The 17,026-nt window shown below is 55.7% G+C and carries 12 protein-coding genes and 15 tRNA genes; 24 read left to right on the top strand and 3 right to left on the bottom strand.

The features are described from left to right. Nucleotides 1-18 precede the first annotated feature (18 nt). The 8 genes from OS242_RS19535 to eccCa all read left to right on the top strand — a co-directional run bounded on the left by OS242_RS19535 (nucleotide 19) and on the right by eccCa (nucleotide 12,707). Nucleotides 19-519, top strand: coding sequence for an ABC transporter permease (locus tag OS242_RS19535; RefSeq protein WP_267153370.1), 501 nt, complete (start codon nucleotides 19-21; stop codon nucleotides 517-519). 83 nt (nucleotides 520-602) lie between these two features. Continuing rightward, nucleotides 603-998 carry a hypothetical protein gene (locus OS242_RS19530; RefSeq protein WP_267153369.1) on the top strand — a complete coding sequence of 132 codons (396 nt, stop codon included), beginning with the start codon at nucleotides 603-605 and terminating at the stop codon, nucleotides 996-998. A 16-nt stretch (nucleotides 999-1,014) separates the two neighbouring features. Beyond that, the gene (locus tag OS242_RS19525; RefSeq protein WP_267153368.1) at nucleotides 1,015-1,647 is read left to right on the top strand and encodes a hypothetical protein; all 633 of its coding nucleotides are present in this window, start codon (nucleotides 1,015-1,017) and stop codon (nucleotides 1,645-1,647) included. Continuing rightward, nucleotides 1,634-2,653 carry a hypothetical protein gene (locus tag OS242_RS19520; RefSeq protein WP_267153367.1) on the top strand — a complete coding sequence of 340 codons (1,020 nt, stop codon included), beginning with the start codon at nucleotides 1,634-1,636 and terminating at the stop codon, nucleotides 2,651-2,653. Before OS242_RS19525 ends, OS242_RS19520 begins: the two co-directional genes overlap by 14 nt. Nucleotides 2,654-2,789: 136 nt before the next feature. Beyond that, entirely contained in the window at nucleotides 2,790-3,902 is a 1,113-nt protein-coding gene (locus OS242_RS19515) for a copper amine oxidase N-terminal domain-containing protein (protein WP_267153366.1), read from the top strand. A gap of 468 nt (nucleotides 3,903-4,370) precedes the next feature. Continuing rightward, a complete protein-coding gene (locus OS242_RS19510; RefSeq protein ID WP_267153365.1) occupies nucleotides 4,371-7,208 on the top strand; it encodes a DUF5704 domain-containing protein in 2,838 nt (945 codons plus the stop codon). A 153-nt stretch (nucleotides 7,209-7,361) separates the two neighbouring features. Continuing rightward, nucleotides 7,362-8,636, top strand: coding sequence for a hypothetical protein (locus tag OS242_RS19505; RefSeq protein ID WP_267153364.1), 1,275 nt, complete (start codon nucleotides 7,362-7,364; stop codon nucleotides 8,634-8,636). 9 nt (nucleotides 8,637-8,645) lie between these two features. Continuing rightward, nucleotides 8,646-12,707 (top strand): type VII secretion protein EccCa, encoded by a 4,062-nt coding sequence (gene eccCa / locus OS242_RS19500; RefSeq protein ID WP_267153363.1) that lies wholly within the window; start codon nucleotides 8,646-8,648, stop codon nucleotides 12,705-12,707. A gap of 34 nt (nucleotides 12,708-12,741) precedes the next feature. Here the strand turns inward: eccCa and OS242_RS19495 are convergent, their stop codons facing one another. Then, a complete protein-coding gene (locus OS242_RS19495; RefSeq protein WP_267153362.1) occupies nucleotides 12,742-13,137 on the bottom strand; it encodes an EsaB/YukD family protein in 396 nt (131 codons plus the stop codon). Between the two features lie 99 nt (nucleotides 13,138-13,236). Next, complete coding sequence (locus OS242_RS19490; RefSeq protein ID WP_267153361.1) at nucleotides 13,237-13,527, bottom strand: WXG100 family type VII secretion target; 291 nt, start codon at nucleotides 13,525-13,527, stop codon at nucleotides 13,237-13,239. A 243-nt stretch (nucleotides 13,528-13,770) separates the two neighbouring features. Here OS242_RS19490 and OS242_RS19485 point away from each other — a divergent pair, with 243 nt between their 5' ends. Beyond that, nucleotides 13,771-14,055, top strand: a complete 285-nt coding sequence (locus OS242_RS19485) for a WXG100 family type VII secretion target (RefSeq protein ID WP_267153360.1) — start codon at nucleotides 13,771-13,773, stop codon at nucleotides 14,053-14,055. Between the two features lie 71 nt (nucleotides 14,056-14,126). Here OS242_RS19485 and dat read toward each other — a convergent pair whose 3' ends face one another. Continuing rightward, nucleotides 14,127-14,969, bottom strand: coding sequence for a D-amino-acid transaminase (dat, locus tag OS242_RS19480; protein WP_267153359.1), 843 nt, complete (start codon nucleotides 14,967-14,969; stop codon nucleotides 14,127-14,129). Between the two features lie 323 nt (nucleotides 14,970-15,292). Here dat and OS242_RS19475 point away from each other — a divergent pair. From OS242_RS19475 to OS242_RS19405, 15 genes are all read left to right on the top strand, one after another. Then, nucleotides 15,293-15,384, top strand: a tRNA-Ser gene (locus OS242_RS19475). A 4-nt stretch (nucleotides 15,385-15,388) separates the two neighbouring features. Then, nucleotides 15,389-15,465 (top strand) — tRNA-Met (locus tag OS242_RS19470). Between the two features lie 16 nt (nucleotides 15,466-15,481). Beyond that, nucleotides 15,482-15,556: transfer RNA gene (locus tag OS242_RS19465), tRNA-Gln, on the top strand. Nucleotides 15,557-15,573: 17 nt separating this feature from the next. After that, a tRNA-Leu gene (locus OS242_RS19460) sits at nucleotides 15,574-15,655 on the top strand. A 7-nt stretch (nucleotides 15,656-15,662) separates the two neighbouring features. Then, nucleotides 15,663-15,738, top strand: a tRNA-Ala gene (locus OS242_RS19455). A 4-nt stretch (nucleotides 15,739-15,742) separates the two neighbouring features. After that, nucleotides 15,743-15,818, top strand: a tRNA-Asn gene (locus tag OS242_RS19450). A gap of 1 nt (nucleotide 15,819) precedes the next feature. Then, nucleotides 15,820-15,895: transfer RNA gene (locus tag OS242_RS19445), tRNA-Thr, on the top strand. A gap of 3 nt (nucleotides 15,896-15,898) precedes the next feature. Continuing rightward, a tRNA-Glu gene (locus OS242_RS19440) sits at nucleotides 15,899-15,975 on the top strand. 4 nt (nucleotides 15,976-15,979) lie between these two features. Next, a tRNA-Val gene (locus OS242_RS19435) sits at nucleotides 15,980-16,055 on the top strand. 36 nt (nucleotides 16,056-16,091) lie between these two features. Beyond that, nucleotides 16,092-16,167, top strand: a tRNA-Met gene (locus OS242_RS19430). Between the two features lie 3 nt (nucleotides 16,168-16,170). After that, nucleotides 16,171-16,247, top strand: a tRNA-Asp gene (locus tag OS242_RS19425). A 19-nt stretch (nucleotides 16,248-16,266) separates the two neighbouring features. Beyond that, nucleotides 16,267-16,342: transfer RNA gene (locus OS242_RS19420), tRNA-Phe, on the top strand. Between the two features lie 13 nt (nucleotides 16,343-16,355). Further along, nucleotides 16,356-16,430: transfer RNA gene (locus tag OS242_RS19415), tRNA-Gly, on the top strand. A gap of 204 nt (nucleotides 16,431-16,634) precedes the next feature. After that, nucleotides 16,635-16,710, top strand: a tRNA-Lys gene (locus OS242_RS19410). 60 nt (nucleotides 16,711-16,770) lie between these two features. Then, nucleotides 16,771-16,846, top strand: a tRNA-Met gene (locus OS242_RS19405). The last annotated feature ends 180 nt before the right edge of the window (nucleotides 16,847-17,026 follow it).

Here is a 17,026-nt window from a genome sequence, read left to right as displayed (position 1 = left end):
GAAAGGGGAAAAAGAAACATGGGTAACGCTCAAAAAGCACTCGTCATGGCAGCAGGTATCTTCCTCGCCATCGCACTGATCACCATCGCAGTCATTATGTTCATCTCGGCACAAGAAGCAACAAAATCGGCGCAGAATAACTTCTCCAGCATCCAAACGGAACTCTCGGCTACTGTCTTTGCGGGATATGACGAAACGATCGTCTCCGGCAGCCAAGTCGTCAACGCTCTGCGCAAATTTGAGCAACAACCGCAGTTCGGTATCCTAGTGCGCACTGGTCGCAACCCGGGCGGTCAATGGTACATCAACACCGTCTCCACCAGCGGAACGACGAAAGGGACCGTAACAATTGGCAAACCGACTGACTCTTCGCTTGACCCGACAGTCAATACCAGTGCGACTAAAGAATCGAGTACGAACTACGTTAACCCGTCTGGTCGTTTCCATTCGAGCCTGGTGTATGACGCGAGCAACAACGTTCGCGCGATCATCTTCCGTCAGGAAGGCGTAGCGCCGTAATCTATATCCTTGTACTATTCACACTCCCTCCTCTCCCATGCGGAGGGGAGGGATTCTTTCTTTCACGACAGGAGGTGTGATCTATGGGTGAAAACGTACGCAAAGCGATGTTCCTCGCATTCGGTGTCTTCCTTTTCATCGCCGCCGTAACGCTCGGCTTCTACCTCTTCCAAACGGTAACCGCCAGCGTCGACTCCACGGCCGACGCCATCTCCGCGTCCGACCGGACCCAGCAGATGCAACTTCAGGTCCCGGAAGACGAACACGTCGTCTCCGGCTCCGTCGTGCTCCAGAGCGTCCGTCAGATCGCCGACGTCGGCGTGCCGATCACCGTGGATGCCGTCACCTACGATCCCGCAACATTCGATATCTTCAAGCACAGCGTCTCCAACATCAGCACCTACTACGACTACCGGCCACACATCGTCCGCAACAACGACGGCTCCCTCCAATCCATCCGCTACACGAGAATCTACTAGGAGGTGACAGTCCATCATGGATACTATCTCAAAAGCGTTTGCCCTGATCCTCGCCGTGTTGCTGCTCTACATGTTCCCGATCTCCGAGACCTACGAACGCCAAGACGACATCTCCTACATCGTCGCACTGGAAGCGGTCACCTCCTTCGTCGACTCGGCCCGCAACCTCGGCTACGTCTCCCCGAACATGTACACCGACATGGTCCAAGCCTTGGAAAAGACCGGCAACACCTACGACATCGTCATGGAGCATCAGCACAAGCAATTCATCCCGGTCTACCTCCATCAAGGCGATCCCGGCTACACAGAAGAACACAACGCGAGAGTCACCGCCGGCACACGCCTGCCAACCGACACGACACCGATCTTCCTCGACCGCTACGAGGTGCAGTACCAAGCGTTTCCGACCGGGGAGATCACGAAAACATTGTTCCCAGGCTACGAGCCTGCCCTTGGCTCCAAACAACGGACCGTGCTCGATCCCAGCCGCTTTTACAAAATGTCGGTCGGCGACACATTCAAAGTCACCGTCACCAACACCAACCGCACCAACGCCACCGTCGTCCGCGACATCCTGACCGGCGGCAACACGCCAAACGAGCGGATCGTCATCCCGTACGGAGGGATGGTGGAAAATGAAGATTATTAACTACGCCATCATCTTCGTCATGATCGTCTGCCCGTTCCTCGTCCTCAACGACTTTAAAATCAAAGAGCAAAAGTTCACGATGAACAACGAACTGCTCTTCAACGCCGCCATCGAAGCGGCCGTTCAAGACGCGGGCGTCGCCCTGACGATCAACTCCAGCCAGCCCTATGAAGCGGGCTACGACTCGTCCAAAAAATACAGAGCCAACAAAGAAGAGGCCCTCGCCGCCTTCTTAAAAACGCTCTACCTCAACTTCAACGTCGACGACGACCCCATCGGCCAGCAAAACCTGCTTCGCTACATCCCGGCCCTCGCGGTCGTCGACTATGACGGCTACTGGATCTACACCCCGCAGGAGTACCGCACCACGACCGGCGAGCTCCTGTACAAACACGTCTGGCTGCCGAAAAAGCCATACGCCTACAGCGACAACTACGGCAACACGCTCTCGTTTACCCTCGACGATCAAGTCACCGTCTATGACCGCTACTGCAACAAATGGACGACAGGCAAACGGGACGCACTGAGGTCTGATGTCAACACGTTACGCTGTGGCGAAGTCGAAGTGCCGCTGATCGACCATCAGCCAAACGCCACCGAAGGCGACCACTTTGACCAAGTCCGCCGCAGCACCATCGTCAAACTGATCCAAGACGACCTGACCTACTACATCAACTCCTACAACGTCGGCACGCAGCGTCTGGGCATCACCTACACGTTCACCTTGCCGCAAATGAGCGACGACGACTGGACCAACACAGTCGACGACATCGGTTTCCTCGCCTTCATCCAAGGCATTCCGCTGGGCGACGGCTACTACAACAACTACGCCCTCGGAGGCAGCCGCATCGTCAAGGCCCCGCCGATCTACGGCACCACGCTCAACGGCCGGAAATACTACTACAAAGCGAGCTGCGGCTTCAACTACACCACCCAAGAGACATTCACCAGCGAACGAGAGGCGGCCGACAAAGGCTACCACCCGCTGAGCTGTGCGAATCAATAGAAGGCGTTCGGCGTTGACCGGACGCTTTTTTGTTTGTTTATTTATGGACTTATTCTCGGATATTGGCAGGAAATGTCCATTTTATCTAGAAACTTTTACTGACGTGAAATTATTTATTACGGGGGTATGAGGGGTTATGAAAAAGGGTTTGAGTCTGCTCTTAGCAGCAACTGTCGCGCTGGGGTCTGTACCGGCGGTGGCAGAAGCGGGTTATGCTCCGTCTTATGTCAGCGTGGTGGTGAACGGGAAAAAAGTTTGGTTCCCGGATGCACATCCGTTTGTGAATAGCGATTACCGCACGATGGTACCGGTTCGTTTCATCACAGAGAGCCTCGGAGCCAACGTCCAATGGCTTGGTGACACCCAAACGGTCGCGATCCAATACAAAGGTAAGGACATCAAACTACGCGTCGGACAGCCGAAAGCGACCGTAGACGGTACGGATAAAGCTCTCGACACCTCGGTCATCCTGCACAACAACCGCACGTTCGTGCCGTTGCGCTTCGTCACCGAATCGCTGGTAGGCCAAGTCTCTTGGGACGGCACCAACCAACAGGTCACGATCAAGACTGACGCGTTTGACGCGAAGGCACAGTACGATCCGTACGGCCGGAAAATCCGGACCACCAATCTGCCGAAAAACGCGCAGAACTATCCTTACATCCTAGAAGACGTACCAAACGGGTTCTATGAGATGCGCAAAACCGAAGAACCAGATGGCTTAGAAGTGCTTACGACCAAACAGCTCTTCCAAAAACCGGAGTTCAGCAAAGAAAATGTAGATAAGTGGATGGATATGATTCGAAAGCACTACGCTCTGATCCTGAACATGGACTATCGGACGATCGGTTCGAATTGGGCGGATGAAGCGTATCAGTATCGAGCTCATAATATGGATCACCTGTATTTCCTGAAAGACTATGTCAACTGGGTTAAGGAAAACAAGATCATCGTGGAAGGGTACCTGCAGCCGGAGCCATCAATGATCGTCGATACTTCGTTAGGAGACACCTTCAAAGTTCCGGCTCGTGTGAAGTTTCGTTTTGTGAGCTTCAATAAGTACGAGACCTTGCTCTATGATCAATCATTCGACGGAGCAAAAATGGGGCCATTTGAAAAGGGAGTTTGGTACGAAGGGTTTGTCGATGTAGAGATGATGTCAGAAGTGGGCGGCGATTGGGCTCCATATGTGAAAATCAATCCGTTGGCGATGCTGTTCAACAATGCAATGGTCTGGAAATCTGAGTAGGAGGTGCCTGTCTTGCCTCAGACTCTTCGAAAGCTGCTAGTGGCTTTTCTGATCGTCTGTTTAATGATCCCCGTTTTACCAGATTTACGGGCAGCTGATATTAACGGTGCGGTTGTACTCGTTTCAGATGGAACGGTAACGGTCATTACAAAAGCGACAAAAGCGAAAACCAGCATCCGGTACCGAACAATTGGCTGGATGGTTCATAAAGAACGCCGCTGTGACGATTCCTCAAAGTCAAATTGTGCTCCCAATTATGCACCCATCGGTTCCGTACAAGATGCTTCGGTTGACTATGATTGCAACGGAGGCAGTCCCGGCTACCCTGCAGTACCAGCCAAATATGAGGATTTTTGCGGTTCGGGCGATGATAATCTCGTGAATGTATTTACAATTACGAAAGCTGAGGTTGTCAATGTCTTTGCCAAAGCCAAGATACTCGGAACAAAAGATGGAGCCACGTTTTATATGAGCGCCATCTTTGAAACCTACAACGCCGAGACGGGTCAACGTCGTGAAGGTCCGATCTATACGTTGGACGGCATTCGGGCAGCCGAGGGTTGGGGAGGTGCAACGCTAAATGACTTCCCGCAGTACTACGACGTGGAAGTCACATGGCGATCCGCCTCCGACTATCCGGTAGACGTCCTCTACAAACTGGAGACCGGCGGTACCACCTTGAAGTCTCAAAAGGCGGCCCAATGCCCGACCGGTTGCAAGTCAGGTGATGATGCCTCCCATGATTTCCCGGTCAAGTTCACGCAAGGTTCTAAGACCTACGAATTGGTCCGCACCTACAGTGAGCGAAAAGGTGATCCCGGCATCAAAATGAACGACAATACCAACATCCCCGACACAGCCGCCACCGTGAAAACAGCCATCGAGGTCTCCATCGGCGGTGACAACATCGTCGGGATCTATCGAGAAGCCTGGCCGAAGCCGGAGTACGACCCGCTCACTCCGCCTGCTGCAAAGACCAAGTCGGGGCAGGACATGGAGCCTGAGCCAAGGGCGGTCGTGAAAGCAGACAACCGAAATGCCGAGATGTTCAACGTGCTGGATGGCATCCCGACTTCGGAAGACCTTTACGTCAACGCTTTCACCAAGGACTATCTCTACAAATACACGTTCCAACAGATCTCCGACAAAAAGACGTACGAGATCACGTTTAAAAAGACGTTCAACCGCTCGTGGACGGAGAAAGTGCCTTGCGGGGAGACGACGTGCGACAAGCCGATGAGCGACAAGATCGACGTGGAGCAGACGTACCAGATCGACCGACTCTACTCGTACTGGATCATCGACAACCTCGACGTCTATGACGTGGAAAAAGCCAACGTGAAAAACTACGCCCTGCCAAACGGCGAGGTGACGCTGACTCCGAACGGGTACACGCCGGTCGGTTTGAGCGGCATCTGGCACTCGGAGGCCGAGACGGAGCACATCCAAGAGCCGCAGTACACCAAAGTGCAGACTCTGCCCAGCGTATCGCTGACGGGCGGCACCACGCCGCCAGCTGTCACACCGGAGGACTGGACTGACAAGGCGGAGGCGGCGATCAAAAAGATCAAGGTCCGCAACGACAAACTGCCGTTTGTCTACAAGACCACCACCACGGTGATGAACAACGATTGGCATGAGGAAAAGACTCCCGATCCGGGCGACATCGCCAAAGCGAGTCAGGTTGGCGAGAACGTGCTCTACCGAAAAGATCTCACCATCGAGCCGACTCTGCGCAACAAAAAGGACGCGACGAGTTCCGGTACGATCCACTACAAAATGAACGCAGGCGCTGTTCATCCTTCGACCTCCTCTTTCCAAAAGGAGATCCCGGGGATCAACAACGTCACCGTCCACACACCTGTGGTGAACTACTCCGACACGTCGGACGAACCGCAGTTCAACCAAAAGACGGTGCCGAACGCAGCTCGCAAATCGTTTATCCTCGACCGTCCGTTCTATGTCGACATGCCGACAGACGGCATGCACCGGTCGATCCTTGGCTACGGCAACCGTGACTATGCCAAGTACACGAAGCAAAAGCAGGTCCAGTTTGAATTCGACGTATGGGTGGGCGCCGACAAGCGAATGTACGTCGAGGCAGGCAACTGGATCGAGGTGCCGGTGAACCAAGAGCGGATGTGGTTCTTCCTCCCGGTCTGGGTGGACGAGGGCGACTACACCGTCTATTTCCGCCAGATCGCGATCAACTCGCCGATCTCCGGATTTGGCTGGCAGCAGGACGCCAACACGCAGCTCGAAAATTACTACGTCGCGACCGACACCGTCGATGTGGAAGTCATCGGGAGACTGTATGACTTCCACATCACCGACATCGCCGACTACAACTGGCAGTCGGTGTTCCGGCAGTCGGACGGCGTCACGCCGACCGGGCAGTCCTACTGGGTCGGCGGACAGGACATCGACGGCGACGTGCGGGGCAATCCAAACCCGTACCACCTGTCGATCCTCTCCGGGAGCCACCCGAATGCGGGCAAGAAAAACATCTCGGTTAAGACCGGGTACCATTTCAAGTTCGACATGAAGACCAAAGGCAACATGTTTGGCGACGGAGACGGCATCCAGATCACGCCGACGTTCGAATTTGTATATAAAAACGGCACCGGACGTCAGCCGGTCGATCTGTACTACATCCGCAGCCAGGATCGCAAGTACATCAAAATCGGCTCGCCTGAAGATCTGGAAAAACGCTACACGGTCCTCGGCGAACCGCTGCGCAACGTGCCGCGGCAGGAGATGCTGGATACCGCTCCCTTCTATACAGAAGGGTACAACGCGTACTACCAGCAATCGCTCCGCAAGACGGAGATCGGCTGGTGGGACTACCTGCTCCTGACCCGCCACCTGCGCACGTTCATCGGTCCGAAGACCAACATCCCGTACAGCGTCGACCCCGACCGCGCGCTCGTCGCCGAGCAGAAGTGGTACGGCGAGTATGCGCTGCCGGCCGCGCCGTACGTCGTGCCGGCAAACACGAACATCGCCGAGTGGGGACGGCTCAACGGCGGGCTGGATGACAAGTCGAAATTGTGGCTGCGCGACGGCTACATCATCGTCAACTTCAAGATCGAGACGGTCCGCAACCGAGATGTCACCCATCCGCACCTGCAATACATGCGGGCATCGAACGTGTCCAACTGGGACAACCAGTGGCGATTGGAAGGCTTCCAGCACTCCGTCACCGACCCGTACGGAAACGTGTTCCGGTTGTATGACGGTGACGTGATGTTCTACCACGCCGACAAGTCTTCGCGTGACGACTTCGATTCGAATCAAACGCATTAAAACGCGAGAAGGCCTTTTACAACCAGTAAAAACTCCCGGTTTCCCCGGGAGTTTTTGCATCTCTTGATTGTATGAATTTCCTACTTATTCTATAATAAAACGTATCTGGAAACCCAAAGCAATTCAGTTTACACCACGAGGTGAGCCACGGCTATGAAGTTAATCTGCGCCTTCCAGTCCCCTGACCAATACCAGCGTCTGCGGGCGACTTTGCCCCATTCGGTGATCGAGTGGAGCGAAAACCTCGCCTCGGCAGACGACCTGCAACACCTGCTGTCGTCAGGCCGTTATGACCTGATCATCTTGGACCCGACCTTGTGGTGGAGCCAGGAGGCGAGTGAACTCGCCAAGCGGCACAACGTGGAGATCGTGCTGTTCTTTGGCGATCTGCGCGACGTGGGCAACCTGATCGTCCGCCGCATCGCACCGCTTTTGGAAGCCAAGGACGAGCCGGTCGGACCGCTTCGCCCGGTCGATCCTGACGAAGAAGAACGTCGCGGCCCGGTCCGCATTATTGAAAAAGAAAAGATCGTCGAAGTCGAAAAGATCATCGAGAAAGAGCGGATCGTCGAGCGGCAGGTCAAAGTCGCCGTGCCCGTCCACTCCTACGTCTCGATGCAGTCTAAAGTCTGTCTGGTCATGAACCTCACCCCGCGCGCGGGCGCGACGTTTGTCGCGAGCACGCTGGCCTCGGCTATCGCTTCCCGCAGCCTGCACTGCACGCTGGTCGAGCATCCGGCCAACCGTCCGACGCTGTATGACCACCTCAACGTCGCCGACCTGTCGCCAGAGTACAAGCCGCCGTTTCACGTGTTGGGTCACGGCGCATTGAAAAAAGAGTCGGAATTGCTCTATGAAGGCATCGCCATGTATCTCAACCATCCCGGCATGCCAAACGGCGAGATCTCACAGGAAGAGATCCGCGAGCTGATCTACGAACTGCGCCATTCGCCGATTATTTTGTATGATGCGACCTTCCAGCCGGAGTTTATGACGGAGGATGTGTTGCGCGAGTTTGATCATGTGTTTCTCGTCGTCGATCCCGATCCGGTGCTGCTGCAGCGTTTGCTGCCGCCGTCGGAGGGGAGACAGGCGACGGAGGAGTATTATTTCCTGAAAGAACTGATGATGTTGCAAGACGAGGGACACCTCGACCTGCACGTCGTCGTCAACAAGGACACCTCCGGCGTCGACCACAAATTGCTCAATCAATGTCTGCCGGACAAGCCCTTGACGCACATCGGCGCGCAGTCGGTCAAAAATCTGTACAAAGCCGCTTGGGAAGCCCGCTTCCTCGAGATCGACGATGAACTCGACGGCCAGTTGATGCCGATCCTGCGCTTGCTGATCCCGGAAAACTTCCTGCGTGCCAACGAAGAAGAAAAGGTCGGCAAAGGACTGCTCGGTCGGCTGTTCAACAAGAAATAGGAGGTCCTCATGAACGGAATTCAGTATTACAGACCAGCCCGCACCTACCCGGATCCGTTGCCCAAAGGCGAGATCAAGGTCGTCGCGCCGCCGCCGTTGCAGCCGCCGAACAAAGGCATGCTGTTTATGGCGATCGTCATGGCCCTGCTGACCAGCTGCGGGGCGCTCGCCGGTGTCTTCGTCTTTAATAATCCGACGATGGCGATCATGGCCGGCGTCATGGCGGCCGTTTCGATCACCGGTGCGATCATCCAGTCGATCCATCAGAGCCAAAACCGCATGTCGCAGCAACGCTCCGTCAAAAAGAAATACATCCAATACCTCGATCAGCAAAACGACAAACTGGAGCAGGTGGTCGCGCACCAGATGCGGTACTACTCCACGCTGTTCCCGCAGCCGCAGGAGATGGTCTCGCTCGTCGAACAGCGCGAACGGATCTGGGAGCGCAACCGCAGCGACGAAGACTTCCTGACTGTCGCGATGGGGCGCGGCTCGGTGCCGCTGTCCAGCAAGCCGAAGCTCGAAATGGATGAAAACCCGTTTACTGAGTACGACAAAAACCTGATCTACCGCGGTCAGTCGCTCGTACAAAAGTTTGAAAAGGTAAACGGCGCTCCGGTGGAGCTCAACCTGAAAAACATCAACTCGCTGGCGATTCGCGGCAAGCGGCACATGACGCAGGAGATGGTGCGCGCCATCCTCTCGCAGGTCGCCGTGTTCCACGCGCCGGAGGACGTGCAGATGCTCGCTTATTTCTCCAAAGAAGTGGAGAACCAGTGGCAGTGGTTCAAATGGTTGCCGCATGCTCGCCGTCCCCGTTCCAAGAAAGGCTCGTCGAAAGGGAAATCGCTGTGCTACATGGCGAACAACCCGAACGACTTTATCCAGATGTTCAACGAACAGGTGCTGCCGCGCCTGATGCAAGCGAAAAAAGCTCGCGAAGAGAAAAAGCCAAACCCGATGCTCGCCGAAGCGCATCAGTTCCTCATCCTCGACGGGATCGACCTGAACTCGCTGGTCTCCCAGTCGTCGGCGATGGCCGAACTGTTCGAATCGGCTTCGGAGGCGGGCATCACCGTCATCTCCCTGGTCGACGGCCGCTATGGCATCCCGTCCACCTTCAACGCGCGGATTCACATCGGCGAAGAGGGCGAGTTTATGTTTGAAGAAGTGGCGTTCGGCGGCCGCCGTGCCGAAGGGGCGGAAGCGGACCGCATGGATCTCAAGACCAGCGAACGCATTGCCCGCGGCCTCGCACCGCTGATCCAGAGCGAGAAAGCCGAATCGATCTCGCTGGCCGACATGATCAAGATGACCGAAGTGATGGGTTTGAAATCGGCCGACCGCGTCGACCCGGCCACCTCCTGGCAGCCGAAGCCCCGCGAAGCGGTGCTGCGTGCTCCCATCGGCGTGCGCGTCGACGGCCAGCCGGTCATCGTCGACCTCAAAGAGGCAGCCGACGGCGGCATGGGTCCGCACGGCCTGATCATTGGCGCGACCGGCTCCGGTAAATCGGAGACGCTTCGCACGCTCGTCACCGGCCTTGCGATCAACAACGATGCGGAGATGATCAACTTTATCTTCGTCGACTTCAAAGGCGGCGCAGGCTTTGCCGAGCTCGCCACCCTGCCGCACTGCGCGGGGATGATCACCAACCTCGAAGGCGAGTCGGGTATGATTGACCGCTTCTACGACTCGCTGATGGGCGAGATGGAACGCCGTCAAAAGGCGCTCCGTGACGGGGGCAACCTCGACAACATCAAGCAATACCAAGTCAAGCGTCAAAGCTCGCCGTACATGAAGCCGCTGCCGTACCTCGTCTTGATCATCGACGAATTTGGCGAATTGCTGGCAGCGCGTCCCGACTTTATCGACCTGTTCAACAAGATCGGCCGGATCGGCCGTTCCATCGGGATTCACTTGCTGTTTGCGACGCAGCGCTTGGAAGAAGGTCGCTTGAAAGGCCTCGAAGGCCATCTGCGCTATCGGATGTGTCTGCGCACCTTCTCCGAACAGGAGAGCCGCACCGTCATCGGCACTCCGGACGCGTTCTACCTGCCGTCCTATCCGGGCGTCGGCTATTTCAAAGTCGACACGCACATCTACGACCTGTTTAAAACGGCGTCCGTCTCCAGCCCCTACGTGCCGGCCGGAGCGGAAGAAGAGACAGGCCTTGAGATCGCGGAGTTTAACGCGAGCGGTCAGATCGTCGACTTCGGCCACGGCTATGCGGAGGCGGCCGCGACCAAGGAAGCGTCCAGTCAAGCGAAGCGCACCGACATGGAAGTGATGATCGGCCACCTGAACGACTATGTGAAATACGTCGAGCAGGATGTCCATCAAGTCTGGTTGCCGCCTCTGGAGCGCAACATGCCGCTGAGCAAAGTGTTCCAATCGCCGGAATTCCTGCAAACGTTGTTCAACTCCGGCAACTACCCGTACTTCAACGGCTCGGACTGGCCGACCCGACCGGTCGGCAAACTGTTGAAAGTCCCGGTCGGCGTGCTCGACATCCCGATGCAGCAGCGTCAGGAACCGCTGCTCCTCGATTTCCTGGGCAATGAAGGTCACCTGATGGTCGTCGGTGCGCCGCAGACCGGCAAGAGCACGATCCTTCGCACGATCATCGCGTCGTTTATGATGACGCACAAACCGTCCGACGTGCAGTTTTACGCGGTTGACCTCGGCGGCGGTCTGCTGCGCGGCCTCGAAGGTGCACCGCATATCGGCACCGTCTACGGCAAGGGCGACCGGGAGAAATTCCCGATGCTGATCCGCCAAGTCCATGGCCTGATCGAAGAGCGGGAGCGCTATTTCCGGGAAAAGGGCATCGACACGATGGCGACCTATCGCGAGCGACGCGCCAACGGAGAACTGCCGGACGCGGTATACGGCGACGTGTTTTTGATCATCGATGACATCGCGCAGCTCCAGACCGATTTCTTCGAACTGGTCGACGGCGAGGTCACCGAACTGGTCACCGCGGGTCTCAACTACGGCATCCACGTGATCCTGACGGCGAACCGCTGGGCGGACATCCGCATCAAACTGCGCGACAACATCACCGGCCGTCTCGAACTGCGCCTGAACGACCCGTCCGATTCGGACGTCGGCCGCAATCTGGCGTTGTCGCTGCCAAAAGACATCGAAGGCCGCGGCCTGATCCGCGAAGGGTTGCAGTTCCAGGCAGCTCTGCCGCGCATGGAAGGCTACGGCGTCGACAGCGAAGAGCCGCTGCAAAAGGCGATTGACGCGATGGTGCAAGTGACCCGCGACGCGTGGAAAGAGCAACCGGCGCCGCCGATCCGCATCCTGCCGTTCCTGGTGCGCAAAGGCGACGTCCAGCCGCAGCAATTGCAAATGGCGGGCGTGCCGCTGGGCCTTGAGGACTCGCGCCTCGACGTGATCGGCATCGACCTGATCAAAGGCGACCCGCACTTCCTGCTCTACGGCGATTCGGAGTCGGGCAAGACCAATTTCCTGCGCGTGCTCATGAAAGGTCTGATGGAGCGCTACACGCCGGAGCAGGTGCAGTTCATCGTCGTCGACTACCGCCGCACGATGTACGACTTCCTGTATCAACCGGAGCACCAGCCGTACCTGAAGACATACGCGTGGAATTCCAACATGGTCAACGACGCGGTGATGAACCTGCGCTTTGAACTCGACCCGCGCATCTCGTCGGCCGAACTGTCCCCGACGCTCAAAGCGACGTGGGAAGGGCCGCAGTACTTTATGATCTGCGACGACTTTGACATGGTCGCTTCGCAGATGGGCAACCCGATCTCGATGCTACAGGACTACCTGCTGCAGGCGAAGGACATCGGGTTCCACACGATCCTTGCCCGTCGTGTCGGCGGGACGTCCCGTTCGTTCGATCAGTTCGTCTCCCGGATGAAGGAGATGAGCACGCCGGGCATCATCATGAACGGCGATTCGGGCGAAGGTCCGATCCTCGGCAACCAGCGTGCCGAACTGTTGCCGCCTGGACGCGGCTACCTCGTCCGCCGCAACCAGAAGAATCGCATGGTGCAGCTGTTCTTTGACGAACAGCCCCAGACAGAAGAATAGAAAAAAGGCCTTCCCGTGCGGGAGGGCCTTTTTTCTATTTCTTCTTTTTCTTGAACATCGAGGTAAATGAGTTGGAGACCTTGTCGATCACGAGCAGGCGGTTGTCGTTTGGCAGCGACAGTTCCTGTTCGATCTCCGGTTCTGGATCGGTGTAGCGGTCGCTCGGCTGGAGTTGGAGCACCATGCCTTCGAGCACGCCGTAGTTGTACAGCGTGTTGTTCAGATCAAAGCGTTGGCCGCCTTTGATGCCGAACGTCCAACGGTGCGGATCGGACGGGTCGCTTTGACGCGTGAATGCCGGATGCTGAAGCAGATGAGGCAAAAGGGTGTCCAAGGCCACATCGCCCGGAATCTCCACGTCTACAGCCCCGTACAGTCCTTCTATCGTTACCAGCAACGGCGGGGCCGATTGTTCTTTGAGCATCGTCATCGTGAAGTACCTCCAATGGGAAAGATCGGAAACTCAGAAAAAAGAAGGCCTCTGCCATCGGGCAAAGACCTTCTTTGTCGATCGCATGGATGCGATAGATTAACGAGCTTGGAACATGCGGCCGATGTTTTGGTCCGCTTCTTCGAATTGGTTCGCAGCGGTGGTGGTCAGCTGGGACAGGTTGTTCAGTGCTTCGTTCAGCTTGATCGCCGCTTGGTTCCATTGTTGGTAGTACTCATTGTACTGGGTGTGTGCTTGACCTTGCCAGATGCTTTGCAAAGCGTCTACGCGACCTTTGAGGGTAGCGAGGGTGCTGTTGATTTGTTGGGAACCGTTTTGCAGTTGTTGTGCGGTTTCGCGCAGGTCCTGCGGAGTGACTTTAATGTTCATGTGTGTTGCCTCCTTAGCCCATTGGTGTATATTTTTTATGTTTTTATTCGCTAGTAACAAGTTGTGTTAGCTGGCGAACAAAAAGTGATTGAAATCCATCAACCCGTATAATATATTATATTCAATATCATATTTTAGAGTATGCTTATTGTCAATATTTTTCTAAAATGACCTGTGGTTTCCAGTTGATGTGATTGTTCGCTGACTGGAACCGATTGAAATTTGTTTTGGAGGTGATCCATTTTGGGTCAGATCAAAGTCAGCACAGACAAGTTGGAGAGCGCAGGCTCTCAGATGAAGACGGTCATGAGTCAGGTCGACTCCATCCGGGGCAATCTTGCCTCGACAGCAGGAGGCGTCACCTCCGGGTGGCGCGGCAGTTCGGAGGGGAGCTTCAACGACATGTGGCGTCGCTGGAACAACGCGATGAAACATCTCACTGAAGCGATCGAGACCACGTCCAAACAATTGAACAGTGCCAGCGATGTCTATGAAGAAACGGACCGCAAGGCGGTGCAGGTCAAATAGGCGAGGCTCGCTTCGTACAGAAAAAAAGACTTGATTCGGCAGGGAATCAAGTCTTTTTTCTATGCTTTCTGCTAGCGGGTGGCATCGGCGATCACCGCGTCATAGAGACGGCGCGTGATCGGACCTGGCTGGCCGTTGCCGACCGGCTGTCCTTCAATCGTGGTGACCGGCAGGACTTCGATTGTCGTCGAGGAGATAAAGATCTCGTCGCCGCTGCTGAGGAAATCGGGCGTGAACTCTTCCTCGACCACCGGGATGTTCAGCTCGCGGGCGAGGCGGAGCACCGCATGGCGGGTGATGCCGTGCAGAATGCGCTTAGTGGCCGGCGGGGTGTAGAGGGTCCCGTCTTTGACTGCGTAGACGTTGGTGCTCGACCCTTCGGTGATGTAGCCGTCACGGAAGAACACCGCTTCATAGTATCCGTTGTCGACCGCCGCTTGTTTGGCGAGGATGTTCGGGAGCAGGTTGAGCGACTTTATGTAGCAGTTCGCCCAGCGTTCGTCGACCGCCAGCGTGATCGCCACGCCGCGCTCGCGCAGTTCGGCCGGGATGACGCGGGCCGGGCGGAAGGTCATCGTCGTCGAAGCTTCCACGTTCGGGAAGGTGTGCAGGCGGGTGGCGATGCCGCGGGTGGACTGGATATAGACTTCGGCATCCTGACCGGCCAGACCGGCGCGGTGCAGACCGTCGGCGATGATCGCTTCTAATTGGTCAATGCTGTAGTTCAGTTGCAAGCGGATCGCTTTGGCGCTCTTTTCGAGGCGCACCAGATGTTCGCGCATCATGAACGGAGCGCCTTTGTACACTTTGATCAACTCATAGACGCCGTCGCCGAATTGATGTCCGCGTTCGTCGATGGGGATGATCTTCTGATCGAGGGCGATGAACTCGCCGTTGTGAAAACCGAGCGACATAAGAGAAGCCTCCTAAATAGGAAATCGATTTTGAGTACAATTTCTTGATCTGCATGAGGATTCCCTGCATGGGCTGATAAAATGACGAGTGCGGGAGATGGGACGTGGAGCGGGCGTGATGATCTCGGATATTGCCCCGTTTTGTCGGAATGGCATGATTGAGGAGCGGGCAGGGGCATGCTATGATTACTCCTGTCGCCGCGAGAGACGCGGTGATGAAAACGAGAAAATGAAAAATAGTTGTTGACTTCGAGTGAGACGGTGTGTTAATCTAATAACCGTCGCCGAAAGAAACAGCGACTTGTAAGAAATGATTCAATCATGGAGAGATGTCCGAGCTTGGTCGAAGGAGCACGATTGGAAATCGTGTAGGCGGGAAACCGTCTCAGGGGTTCGAATCCCCTTCTCTCCGCCATCATGGCGGTGTAGCTCAGTTGGCTAGAGCATTCGGTTCATACCCGAAGGGTCGGGGGTTCAAGTCCCTCCGCCGCTACCATCATTACTTTACTTGTTGGGGAGTCGCCAAGCGGTAAGGCAACGGACTTTGACTCCGTCATGCGAAGGTTCGATCCCTTCCTCCCCAGCCAGTTTTTTACAACTTCATGCCTGAGTGGCGGAATGGCAGACGCAGTCGACTCAAAATCGACCGGGAGACCGTGGGGGTTCGAGTCCCTTCTCAGGCACCACTTTAATGGGGGTATAGCTCAGTTGGTAGAGCACCTGCCTTGCAAGCAGGGGGTCAGCGGTTCGAATCCGCTTATCTCCACCATTATTCCTCGATAGCTCAGCTGGTAGAGCGCCCGACTGTTAATCGGATGGTCACAGGTTCGAATCCTGTTCGAGGAGCCACGCCCTTTTAGCTCAGTCGGTAGAGCGCATCCATGGTAAGGATGAGGTCATCGGTTCGATTCCGGTAAAGGGCACCATTTGGCTCGTTGGAGAAGCGGCTTAACTCACCGCCCTTTCAAGGCGGCATTCACGGGTTCGAATCCCGTACGAGTCACCATTTTGGAGGTTTAGCTCAGCTGGGAGAGCATCTGCCTTACAAGCAGAGGGTCGGCGGTTCGATCCCGTCAACCTCCACCATTTTCATAACGACCATGTCTCGTAGAGACACACCATCGCGGGGTGGAGCAGTTGGCAGCTCGTCGGGCTCATAACCCGAAGGTCGCAGGTTCAAGTCCTGTCCCCGCAACCACATGGAGCTGTGGTGTAGTGGCCTAACATGCCCGCCTGTCACGCGGGAGACCGCGGGTTCGAATCCCGTCAGCTCCGCCATTTTTCTTTAAATGTATACGGCTCGGTAGCTCAGTTGGTAGAGCAGAGGACTGAAAATCCTCGTGTCGGCGGTTCGATTCCGTCCCGAGCCACCATATCATCAAGCATGCGGAAGTGGCTCAGGGGTAGAGCATCGCCTTGCCAAGGCGAGGGTCGCGGGTTCGAATCCCGTCTTCCGCTCCAAAAGATAAAAAGAGACTCGATCCTTGTGATCGAGTCTCTTTTTCTATATTCTTTTTTCTTGGATCGGAAGGGATCGCGAGATATGAGCAGGATTTCGTATGTGGCCGGAGTTGGGTCAACGGATTGCTCTGTTTTGTTTCGGGAGTGCGTGTTGAGAATGTTGTCTGAATGATCGCTCTGTGTTAACATAATCCTTGTTGATGCGAGTCATTAGCTCAGTTGGTAGAGCAGCTGACTTTTAATCAGCGGGTCGAAGGTTCGAGTCCTTCATGGCTCACCAAAAGGGAGAAGGCGTTGCGTGTGAAGGGTAGCAACGTCGGGACTTTCCTGTCTGTGTCGTCGCGGGGTGGAGCAGTTGGCAGCTCGTCGGGCTCATAACCCGAAGGTCGCAGGTTCAAGTCCTGTCCCCGCAACCACTATTTTCTTGTTGCATTTCAGTTCGCAACGTGATAAATTAGTAGACGTCGCTTCGGCGGCAAACGATTGATCCTTGAAAACTAAACGAGTGTTACGAGATCGATTTTCGAGCCAGCGATTCATTCGCTTGATTTCAAACTTTTATTGAGAGTTTGATCCTGGCTCAGGACGAACGCTGG

It is taken from the genome of Tumebacillus lacus (assembly GCF_026410385.1).
Classification (GTDB): domain Bacteria; phylum Bacillota; class Bacilli; order Tumebacillales; family Tumebacillaceae; genus Tumebacillus; species Tumebacillus lacus.
Note: the sequence above shows the minus strand (reverse complement) of the source record. Positions and strands in the feature narration are given on the sequence as shown.

What these genes read in the sequence shown, in the direction of transcription:
- OS242_RS19535 (WP_267153370.1), top strand. Translation starts at nt 19, where the DNA reads ATGGGTAACGCTCAAAAAGCACTCGTCATGGCAGCAGGTATCTTCCTC.
- OS242_RS19530 (WP_267153369.1), top strand. Translation starts at nt 603, where the DNA reads ATGGGTGAAAACGTACGCAAAGCGATGTTCCTCGCATTCGGTGTCTTC.
- OS242_RS19525 (WP_267153368.1), top strand. Translation starts at nt 1,015, where the DNA reads ATGGATACTATCTCAAAAGCGTTTGCCCTGATCCTCGCCGTGTTGCTG.
- OS242_RS19520 (WP_267153367.1), top strand. Translation starts at nt 1,634, where the DNA reads ATGAAGATTATTAACTACGCCATCATCTTCGTCATGATCGTCTGCCCG.
- OS242_RS19515 (WP_267153366.1), top strand. Translation starts at nt 2,790, where the DNA reads ATGAAAAAGGGTTTGAGTCTGCTCTTAGCAGCAACTGTCGCGCTGGGG.
- OS242_RS19510 (WP_267153365.1), top strand. Translation starts at nt 4,371, where the DNA reads ATGAGCGCCATCTTTGAAACCTACAACGCCGAGACGGGTCAACGTCGT.
- OS242_RS19505 (WP_267153364.1), top strand. Translation starts at nt 7,362, where the DNA reads ATGAAGTTAATCTGCGCCTTCCAGTCCCCTGACCAATACCAGCGTCTG.
- eccCa (WP_267153363.1), top strand. Translation starts at nt 8,646, where the DNA reads ATGAACGGAATTCAGTATTACAGACCAGCCCGCACCTACCCGGATCCG.
- OS242_RS19495 (WP_267153362.1), bottom strand. Translation starts at nt 13,137, where the DNA reads ATGACGATGCTCAAAGAACAATCGGCCCCGCCGTTGCTGGTAACGATA.
- OS242_RS19490 (WP_267153361.1), bottom strand. Translation starts at nt 13,527, where the DNA reads ATGAACATTAAAGTCACTCCGCAGGACCTGCGCGAAACCGCACAACAA.
- dat (WP_267153359.1), bottom strand. Translation starts at nt 14,969, where the DNA reads ATGTCGCTCGGTTTTCACAACGGCGAGTTCATCGCCCTCGATCAGAAG.